Below are 7,480 nucleotides of genomic sequence, written 5' to 3' on the forward strand. Positions count from 1 at the left end.
CCTAACGGGGCACAAGGTGAGTACAAATCCACTCTACGGCAGCGGCTAAATCCTCTGCAATGTAATCGGGTTGACTGGTGTGTTGGTAGCTCCCCTCAAGAACGCGATCGCCAAAGCCCGTCTGTACCAAAATGCCATAACAGCCAGCATTTCGCGCCAGATCAATATCAGTGGCCTTATCTCCCACCATCACACTGCGGCTTAAATCCAAATTGTGATCCCAAGCCGCTGCTACCAGCATACCTGTATTGGGTTTACGCCATGTTGTCCAGCCTGCGTAGTCAGCCACAACTCCCCCTTCAGGGCGACTGAGATCGGGGCAGAAATAAACTGCATCCAACACGGCACTGGCACTTGCAGCCAGTAACTCCTGGAGCCTTTGGTGTAGGGCATGGACATGATCAATGCTGTAATAATCCCGCGCTGGACCTGATTGGTTGGAGGCTAAGCAGCAAAACCAGCCGGCGTCATTGAGTCGTCGCACTGCTTGAGCCGCACCGGGGATGAGCTGCAAGTCCTCAAGGCGGTGAATATAGCCCACCTCTTGGTTCAGCACGCCGTCGCGATCAAGGAAAACAGCCGGTCTAGCCATGGCGCGCTGCCTCAATCACCGCTGCAACTGGAATATCGGCCATGTTGCCTGTGGCAGACTTGACAGCACGAAAACGCGGATCAGCAGGCAAGAGTTTCGCGGGATCGGTAGGGCCAAAGAGCGCCACCAGGGGAGTACCCACTGCCACGCCAATGTGCATTGGACCACTATCCGTACAGAGGATTTGTTGTGCCTGTTGCATGAGGGCAGCTAGCTTTCGCAGATCGGGTGGGCGGCTAATCTGAATGTTGGGTAGGGCTTGAGTGAGAGCTTCCACCCACGCTTGATCCTCAGGCCCACAGACCACGATAAAAGGCAAATGCGGCTCCTGTTGTTGCAGTGTCTGGATCACCTCAACCCAAGCGGCGGGGGGGTAAATTTTGTTCATCCCTTTGGTGAGTGCCATCTGACTGGAGCCACCGTGCAAAAGGCGATACCTCCCAGTCATCCCTAGGCGGTGCCGCTCTGCCGTTGCCCACTGTTGATCCACCTCAGCAATGCCGACCTTGGGCAAAGGACAGGGGGTAGTGATGCCAAAGGCTTTGAGTAAGTCGTGGTAGGTGGCAGCGGCGTACTGATTGAGGTTGACTGGCACAGCATCGGTGAGAAACCCCAAGGGATTGAATTTAGCAAAGCCAACCCGCTTGGGAATCCCCGTCAGCCAAAGCAAGAAGCGCACGGCTTTACTCCGCCCTAAGGAAAGAATGGCGTCATACTCGCCCTCGCGGAGCGTACCAATGAAGTTTGCCCAGTCAGCAAGGGCGTTGCGGTTTTTAAAGTCAAAGGGAATGACTTGGTGGACACTGCTACTGAGTTGGTAGGCCGCAACGGCGCGGGGTTCAGCGACTACATCTAACCGAACTTGGGGAAAATGGGCTTTGAGATCGTCAAGGGTGGGAAAAAAAAGAATTTGATCACCGATACCACCGGGCACTAGCGCCACGATATGTTTCATAGAAGTTGAGAACCTATGCAAACTTGCTGTCAATTTTACCCGCAAGTTTTGATTGTAGGCGATCGCGCCACGCCAATGCTAAGGGAAGTTCTGTAAAGGGAATGCGATGGCAATTTCCCGTGGGGGTTTGCAGCACGAGACAAATGGTTCCCTGACAACGAGCGTTTTCTGTCTCAACCCGCTGGCCTCCGGCCTCGACCCAGAGAGTCTGAATTGCCGATAGCTCACAGGTTTGCAAATGAACAATTCCCTGGGGGGTGGGGCGTCCCCAAGTCAGGCGATCGCCCTGTTGACCGAGGACAGCAGCAATATCGTACTTACTAGCTTCAAATTGCTGTGCCCACTGGCGATAGTGTTCTAGCTTGCGGTACTCGACCCAGCCCAACCATGCCAGCAGGATAAAAACGGCCAATAGGGGTAACCAGAGCAAACCGTGATTCATGGATTCACCAATAACTGCCGCCGCAATACATCGAGGGCATTCATAGCACTGAGATGCCGCACCCAATCCCGTCCCCTTTGACCGCTGATGCGAAATTCACGGGTAATGACCTCACCATTGGGCAATGCCACGCCAATATAGACGAGTCCCACGGGTTTAGTCAGCGTCGCTCCCCCTGGACCTGCAATGCCCGTAATACTTACACCCCAATCACTAGCCAAACGCCTCTTGACCCCTAGAGCCATCTGGGCGGCGACCACAGCACTCACAGCACCCTCTTGCTCTAGATCTTGAGGACTCACTCCCAATAAATTCACCTTAACTTCATTGGCATAGGCAATGACGCCCCCTTTGAAGTAGAGAGAACTCCCCGCCAAGCGGGTCAGCATTTCCCCAAGGCCACCGCCGGTACAGGACTCTGCTACGGCCACTGTTTGGTGTCGCTCTTGGAGAAGGCGGGCAACAGCACTGGCGAGGGTATCCTCATCGACACCATAGCAGTCTAAACCAACAATTTGCCGAATCTCGGCTTCGATAGGCTGAATTAGTTGTTGAGCTTCCGCTTCATCTTTGGCACGTACGGTAATGCGGAGGCGGGTTTCGCCATTGCCGGCATAGGGAGCCACCGTCGGATGCTCACGGGCAATGTAGGCGGCTACTTTTTCGGCAAGCACTGATTCTGGAATACCCCAGAAACGCAGCACACGGCTGTAAATCACCTCTTTTCCCCAGCCTTGGGAGCGCAAAAAGGGCACCGCTGTTTCTTGCCACATCTGCTTCATTTCAGCCGGAACACCGGGAAAGGTGAGAATGATGAGACCCGTGCGTGGCTGCCAAATCATGCCGGGGGCCGTCCCTAGGGGATTTGGAAGAATCTGTGCCCCCACCGGCAAGAGGGCTTGCTTGCGATTACTGGGACTGAAGCCGCCGCGATGGGCATACTTGCGTTCTAGGTCAGCAATAATTTCCGGACGCTCTTCTAGGGGGGCTTGAAAAAAATCCGCTAGGGTTTCGGTGGTAAGATCATCGGGAGTAGGGCCAAGACCCCCAGTAAAAATCAATAGGCGGGCGCGATCGCAGGCAATGGCCACGACTTTTTTAATTCGCGTGGGATTGTCGCCAACCACAGTTTGGTAATAGTGGGGGATGCCCAAGCTCGCCAGTTGTTGCGCCAAAAACTGGGCATTACTGTTGAGAATCTCCCCTAGGAGCAATTCCGTGCCCACGCAAATAATTTCTGCACTCATTGTTTCAGTCATTTTCGCTGCTGCGCACCCGCTGCCAGACATACCATGAAACAAAACCCATTAAAAGGGATGCCGCCACCGCATAGCCCCATCCCCCCGGCAAGCCCGCTAAGGCCAAGGCTAGACTGCCCACCCACAGCGTCAAGCAATAAATAAACAGCACCGTCACCCGCTGTGACAGCCCCGCTTTGAGCAAGCGATGGTGTAAGTGTCTCTTATCAGGAGCAAAGGGAGATTGCCCCTTCAGGAGGCGGTTAAAAACAACGGTCGATGTATCCACAATCGGCACTGCCAGAATCAATAGAGGCACTAGAATAGCCACCGCTGTATAGGCTTTAACCAGACCAATGACCCCCAATCCTGCAAGGGTAAACCCCATGAAGTAGGCACCCCCATCCCCCATGAAAATTTGGGCAGGATTAAAGTTATAGCGCAAAAAGCCCAGTGCACCCCCTGCGAGAGCTGCAGCCAAAAGTCCTGCCTCTGGCTCCCCCATGAGTATACAGACAAAAAACATTGCAGACGCAGCAATACCGGACACCCCTGCTGCTAGACCATCCACACCATCAATGAAGTTAATGGCATTGGCAATCCCCACCAGCCAGACGGTGGTCAGGGGTAAACTGAGCCAACCTAAGTCAACAATACCCATAAAGGGCACGGTGATAATACGAATTTTCACGCCCACCGCCCAGACAATACCTGCCACCAGAAATTGTAGGACAAGACGTAGGAGCGCCGGTAAAGTGAGGAGATCATCCGCTAAGCCAATGAGGAAAAAGGCCACCCCCCCTAGGGTAACGCCCCAAATTTCATACTCCGCTGGCTGGGGGAGGACACCAAATCCGCCCGCATTCCAGACAATGAGTAGTGCCACCAGATTACCTAGAAAGATAGAGACGCCTCCGAGGCGCACCATCGGGCGAGTGTGAATCTTGCGCTCATTGGGTTGATCAACAAACCCAGCTTTATGTCCAAGGTCATTGACAATGGGGGTGACCAAAAGGACAACGGCAATGGCAGCAAGAAAGGCAATCAGGTGGTACAGCATCTGCTCAAGAAAGTGGCAAGATTCCCCTTCAAGCTAGCACTGGTTGCGGCGATTGCAAGTGAGGATAAAGGGGGAATTTGGTGCAGAGAGCTGCCACCCGCTCACGGCAGCGATTTTTGATGGCCTCATCTGTGGGAGCCTGTAGGCGATCGCTAATAATTTCGGCGATTTCCCTGAACTCAGTTTCAGTAAAGCCGCGGGTTGTCAACGCAGGTGTTCCTAACCGCAGACCACTGGTAACAAAGGGAGAGGCTGGATCAAAGGGAATTGTATTTTTGTTAGTGGTAATATTGATTTCCCCCATCAGGCGATCGGCTTCTTTACCCGTCAGGTTCACCGATCGCAGGTCAATGAGCATCAAGTGGTTATCGGTTCCCCCGGAAACAAGACGCAGTTGGCGTGCCTGCAGACCCGCCGCTAGGGCTTGAGCATTGCGGATGACTTGACCGGCGTAGGCTTTGAATTCTGGCTTGAGGGCTTCACCGAAGGCCACAGCTTTAGCAGCAATCACGTGTTCCAAAGGCCCGCCTTGGCTACCGGGAAAGACAGCTTTATCAAACTTTTTGCCCAACTCTTCATCACGGGTGAGAATTAGGCCGCCGCGGGGGCCGCGCAGAGTTTTGTGGGTGGTGGTGGTGACCACGTCACAAATGGGCACGGGATTAGGATGGTGACCAGTGGCAACCAAACCAGCAATGTGGGCAATATCAGCCATTAAGTAAGCCCCCACTTCATCGGCAATTTGGCGAAACTCGGCAAAGGGAATCAGCCGAGGATAGGCAGAATAACCGCAGATGATGAGCTTGGGACGATGCTGCCGCGCTAAATCGCGCACCTGATCCATATCGAGGCGTTCCGTTTCAGGGTGAACACCGTAGTGAACCACGTTAAACCATTTGCCGGAAACGTTGACGGGAGAACCATGGGTGAGATGGCCGCCGTGGGACAAGTCCATGCCCAGGATCGTATCGCCCGGATTTAGCAATGCTAAAAAGACAGCAAAATTGGCTTGGGCACCGGAGTGGGGCTGAACGTTGGCGTGGGCAGCACCAAAGAGTTCCTTGGCGCGATCAATGGCCAATTGCTCTACTTCATCCACAAATTCGCAGCCACCATAATAGCGTTTGCCGGGCAATCCCTCGGCATATTTGTTGGTGAGAACTGTGCCTTGAGCCGCCATCACCGCAGGAGAAGTAAAGTTTTCGCTGGCAATCAGTTCAAGGTGTTGCTGCTGCCGTTGGACTTCCCGCTGTACCATTTCAGCAACCAAGGGATCCGTTTGCGCAAGCCAATCAATAGGGGTCATTTTATTGTCAATGGAAAGAGATGAACTGCTCTACTATCTTATCGCGTATCGCCGCCTGAGCCTTGGTTAGCTCATCGGCGGGAAGCCCCGCGCTCTCCCGAAGGGAAATCTTGCTGCTCAATGTACCGCTGCGACCGCCCCACCACTGGCAATCCATAGCACTTGTTCAGCCGCAGTCTGCCACCAAAGACAGACTTCAGACAGTTTTGCTGACGCTGGGGGAGCTAGGTGATCGGTCGCGAAGGTCAAACCCGCTGGTACCTATGCCGCAAGACGTGAACTCTGGAGTGCCTATCAAACAAGTGAGCCTAGGGCATCGGCTCACTGTAAAACGCGAAGGTCAAAAGACTGGAGAAGCCCGCCCTCTACGCGCAGCGTGAAGGCCGGGAGTATGTCACTGTTATCCCAGCAGTTGCTTGACGGTGGCCACCAGTTCTGCTGGATCAAAGGGTTTAGTAATATAGGCATCTACTCCCTGTTTTTTGCCCCAGTGAATATCAAATTCTTCACCTTTGGTCGTGCACATGATCACGGGCACGTTTTGGGAAGCGGCTTCACCTTTAATCCAACGGCAAAGTTCATAGCCATTCATCCGCGGCATCACTACGTCTAGAATCACCAAATCTGGGCATTGAGCTTTGATCTTTTCCTGAGCCTCAATACCATCCTCGGCTTCAACAACGTCATAACGTTGCTCTTTCATCAGTTCAACAATCATTGCCCGCAGGGTAGGGCTGTCATCAACAATCATAATTGTGGCCATATAAAGTTTTCCCCGATGCCGCAATGGGTTAGTTAAACAATAGGATTGTTGTCTTGGGCACTTTGTCTAAACTACCCAGTCTCTAGAATACCCACTTTTGAGCATTTTTCCAAACCCCGTTAATGCGCTCTTAATCGGTGTTCGGTGGTATTTGGAAGCCTTTTTGCCAGATTTGGGCAAGGGCGGCGGCGGTTCGGGGTAATGGCCAGTTTTGTCGCCAACCAGCGGGAAATTGGTGCCAAAGGTCTAGGAGAATGGGACTTCCCAGATGAGGAGCAAGGGTAGGCCATTGTTCAAAGACGTGGGAAGCGCGATCGCTCACGGTGACTTGACCATTGACGAGCACCATGATCCAGTCTGCCCAGCCATAGGCAAAATCAAGATCATGGGTGGCAATGACAATTGTGGTTCCCCGCCGGTGAATATGCTCTAGGGCTTGCACCAGTTGCTGCCGCTGCTGATAGTCAAGATAGGTGGTGGGTTCATCGAGCAGTAATAGCGTCGGTGCTAAAGCCATGACTCCAGCCAAGGCCACCCGCCGTTTTTGTCCCAAACTGAGGTGATGCAAGGGGCGATTGGCGAGATCCAGTAAATCAAAGTCTTGCAATGTTTGGTATAAGCGGGCTTCAATTTCTGCGGTGGGTAAGTCCAAATTGTACAGACCATAGGAGATGTCCTCCGCCACTGTCGCTGCCACCAGTTGCTGTTCGGGGTCTTGGAAGGTTAAACCAATACGTTGACGCCACTGCCGCAGTTGGTCAGGTTGATAGATGAGCCGTTGCCCTTGCCAGTAAATTTCACCGCGATCGCGCCGATAGAGGGCAGCCGCTAGATAAAACAGCGTGGATTTGCCTGAGCCATTGAGACCCAAAAGGGCAACCTTCTGTCCCGCCTCTAGGGTAAAGGAGCAGTCCTGCAGCACCGGGGTAGTTGTATTGGGATAGCGAAAGCCAACCTGACGAAATTCAAGTAGAGGGGCAGACAAATACTGACACTAATACTGACAATCGGGTACGATAGTGTATGATAGCATTGTAAAAAACACTATCAGCACCGGCAAAGCTGCTTGGCGTATCTGTAAAGACCTTGCAGCGATGGGATTGCAAAGGGCGGTTGACACCGAT

Annotated in this window: 8 protein-coding genes; all 8 read right to left on the bottom strand. The window is 53.2% G+C overall.

From position 1 onward, the window contains the following. Position 1: 1 nt before the first annotated feature. Positions 2-592, bottom strand: a complete 591-nt coding sequence (locus tag P3X23_RS00965; protein ID WP_300872224.1) for an HAD family hydrolase — start codon at positions 590-592, stop codon at positions 2-4. Continuing rightward, entirely contained in the window at positions 585-1,547 is a 963-nt protein-coding gene (locus P3X23_RS00970) for a glycosyltransferase family 9 protein (protein WP_300872226.1), read from the bottom strand. The genes P3X23_RS00965 and P3X23_RS00970 overlap by 8 nt, the downstream gene beginning before the upstream one ends. A 13-nt stretch (positions 1,548-1,560) precedes the next feature. After that, positions 1,561-1,989, bottom strand: a complete 429-nt coding sequence (locus tag P3X23_RS00975; protein ID WP_300872228.1) for a hypothetical protein — start codon at positions 1,987-1,989, stop codon at positions 1,561-1,563. Beyond that, positions 1,986-3,236 (bottom strand): competence/damage-inducible protein A, encoded by a 1,251-nt coding sequence (locus P3X23_RS00980; protein WP_367186460.1) that lies wholly within the window; start codon positions 3,234-3,236, stop codon positions 1,986-1,988. The genes P3X23_RS00975 and P3X23_RS00980 overlap by 4 nt, the downstream gene beginning before the upstream one ends. A gap of 4 nt (positions 3,237-3,240) precedes the next feature. Continuing rightward, positions 3,241-4,287: a glycosyltransferase family 4 protein gene (locus P3X23_RS00985; protein ID WP_300872230.1), complete on the bottom strand. Its 1,047-nt coding sequence runs from the start codon at positions 4,285-4,287 to the stop codon at positions 3,241-3,243. Between the two features lie 28 nt (positions 4,288-4,315). After that, on the bottom strand, positions 4,316-5,593 hold the full coding sequence (glyA, locus tag P3X23_RS00990) for a serine hydroxymethyltransferase (RefSeq protein ID WP_300872231.1): 1,278 nt from the start codon (positions 5,591-5,593) through the stop codon (positions 4,316-4,318). 400 nt (positions 5,594-5,993) lie between these two features. Next, entirely contained in the window at positions 5,994-6,356 is a 363-nt protein-coding gene (locus P3X23_RS00995) for a response regulator (protein WP_300872232.1), read from the bottom strand. 130 nt (positions 6,357-6,486) lie between these two features. Next, complete coding sequence (locus tag P3X23_RS01000) at positions 6,487-7,341, bottom strand: energy-coupling factor ABC transporter ATP-binding protein (RefSeq protein WP_300872233.1); 855 nt, start codon at positions 7,339-7,341, stop codon at positions 6,487-6,489. Positions 7,342-7,480 lie beyond the last annotated feature (139 nt).

The sequence above is a fragment of the Thermosynechococcus sp. Uc genome, from assembly GCF_029335995.1.
Classification (GTDB): Bacteria; Cyanobacteriota; Cyanobacteriia; order Thermosynechococcales; family Thermosynechococcaceae; genus Thermosynechococcus.

Coding starts and splice junctions, on each gene's coding strand:
- P3X23_RS00965 (WP_300872224.1), bottom strand. CDS start 592: ATGGCTAGACCGGCTGTTTTCCTTGATCGCGACGGCGTGCTGAACCAA.
- P3X23_RS00970 (WP_300872226.1), bottom strand. CDS start 1,547: ATGAAACATATCGTGGCGCTAGTGCCCGGTGGTATCGGTGATCAAATT.
- P3X23_RS00975 (WP_300872228.1), bottom strand. CDS start 1,989: ATGAATCACGGTTTGCTCTGGTTACCCCTATTGGCCGTTTTTATCCTG.
- P3X23_RS00980 (WP_367186460.1), bottom strand. CDS start 3,236: ATGAGTGCAGAAATTATTTGCGTGGGCACGGAATTGCTCCTAGGGGAG.
- P3X23_RS00985 (WP_300872230.1), bottom strand. CDS start 4,287: ATGCTGTACCACCTGATTGCCTTTCTTGCTGCCATTGCCGTTGTCCTT.
- glyA (WP_300872231.1), bottom strand. CDS start 5,593: ATGACCCCTATTGATTGGCTTGCGCAAACGGATCCCTTGGTTGCTGAA.
- P3X23_RS00995 (WP_300872232.1), bottom strand. CDS start 6,356: ATGGCCACAATTATGATTGTTGATGACAGCCCTACCCTGCGGGCAATG.